The sequence below is a fragment of the Bacillus sp. 05T31 genome, assembly GCF_056396725.1.
In genome coordinates this window covers 1-1,752 of the sequence record NZ_JBFTMA010000820.1, presented here as the reverse complement: position 1 = coordinate 1,752, position 1,752 = coordinate 1, and the positions used below count along the sequence as shown (strand labels likewise).

The following is a 1,752-nucleotide window of genomic DNA, read 5'->3' as shown; positions in this document are numbered from 1 at the left end:
GAACGTGTAGTGATAAACCTATCACTGCAGTAATGTTTAAAATAATACTTATAATCATTAAAGACCATTCTATAACTGGAGAAAAGTATCCATTCGTACTTAATGTAGAAGAACTTACACCAAGTATTAAAATCACTATTAGTAAAGGTAAGTTTTTAACCAATTTGAATCCCCCCCTTTAAATATAATATCTTTATATTATTATATCACACACTAGGTTGTGTAATTAATATAAGATAGTTATCTATGGGAATTTAACATGTTTTTTCGTTTTGGGGGTGACCTATTTTTTTAGCTTGATAGCGATGTGACGGTACCCCTAGAGGATAATATTTTTAGTAACTCTACATACTAGAGATTATAATGAAAAAAGGAGAGACGATGTGTCTCTCCTTTTTATCCATGCATATTTAAAGTTAACGATTAACTCCACCGCCAAGTTGTTGTTCAGCCATTGCTACTAGACGTTTTGTGATTTCACCACCAACAGAACCGTTTGCACGAGCTGTTGCGTCTGCACCAAGTTGTACACCAAATTCTTGAGCAATTTCATATTTCATTTGATCAAGAGCTTGTTCAGCGCCATGTACTAATAATTGATTGCTGCTTCCACTGTTATTGTTTGACATGTTATGTCACCTCCTTTACTTTTTAATATGTTTAAAAGTAATCGAAAATATATAATCCTTTTTTTGGTATCCATTTTTCAGTTTTTCAAAGTATAAATTATACATATATTTCACAAAATAGTAATGTGTAGGAGCGCGAAATAAAAAATGCTTGCCATATGAGTATCATGTATTAAACAGACCTCCAGAACACGATGAAACGGGTTGTGCTTTATGAAGGCACAGCCCGTTTTTATTAAGACGTTTTCTCTTACATAACAATTAAAGAATTGGAGGAATACAGATGAAACATATTGTTGCCTTATTAATTAAATATACCGCTATTAGTGCTGTGCTATTGATGATACTAGGCATTTTTCAGGGTATTTCGATTCCTAGAATATTGTTCATTTCATTATTAATTACTGGAGTGGCATATTTAATAGGAGATTTATTTATTTTACCTAAGTATGGAAACATGGTGGCTACCATTGCTGATTTAGGTTTGAGTTTTGTAGGAATTTGGGCATTAACACACTTTTTAACAAATATAAATTTAACTCGTAATATTGGRGCGTCTGCTTTTTTTGCAGCTTTGCTTATTGGTGTGGCTGAAATATTCTTTCATATCTATATGAAGAAAGTTGTTTTACATGCGAATGAGGATTCACGAGAATCTACTACTATTGGTCACGATAAATATGCTATGGAGATTTCTGACGAGTATGTAGATTATTCTAGAATAAAAAGAGAAAGTCCATCTAGAAAAGTAGAAGATGRAACTGATAAATTGAAATAAAAAAGTGGCCCTTGGCCACTTTTTTATCGTTAAGCTTGTTCAGAATTTCGAACATGTAATGGTGGAGGAACTATCCACCCCTTCTTTTTGCTTAAACGTAGTAATGTTACTCCTGCTTGTGCTTTCTTCATGTGAATTTGTCCAAATAGCATGCCTACATCTTCTCGAAGGCATTTTCCCATAACTTGGCTACAAGTTACTAGTCCTGCTGCAAGAGCTGCTGCAACGGCTGCTGCGATTTCTGCATCGTTGATGCGCGCACCAGGAGGAATGTCTTCAATAGAAGCAACCGGTCTTTCTGGAGGTGCTGGTGGTAAAGCCACTCCATTTACCTTTAAAAGGGCT

The 1,752-nt window shown here is 34.6% G+C and carries 3 protein-coding genes; 1 reads left to right on the top strand and 2 read right to left on the bottom strand.

Going from position 1 to position 1,752, the window contains the following annotated elements:
- Nucleotides 1–416: 416 nt before the first annotated feature.
- Nucleotides 417–629, bottom strand: a complete 213-nt coding sequence (locus tag AC1DJR_RS28715) for an alpha/beta-type small acid-soluble spore protein (RefSeq protein ID WP_002140088.1) — start codon at nucleotides 627–629, stop codon at nucleotides 417–419.
- Nucleotides 630–912: 283 nt separating this feature from the next.
- Here AC1DJR_RS28715 and AC1DJR_RS28710 point away from each other — a divergent pair, with 283 nt between their 5' ends.
- Nucleotides 913–1,407 (top strand): YndM family protein, encoded by a 495-nt coding sequence (locus tag AC1DJR_RS28710; RefSeq protein WP_477004123.1) that lies wholly within the window; start codon nucleotides 913–915, stop codon nucleotides 1,405–1,407.
- Between the two features lie 29 nt (nucleotides 1,408–1,436).
- Here the strand turns inward: AC1DJR_RS28710 and AC1DJR_RS28705 are convergent.
- Nucleotides 1,437–1,752: DUF3231 family protein (locus AC1DJR_RS28705; protein ID WP_477004122.1), on the bottom strand; the 316-nt coding region annotated here is incomplete at its 5' end.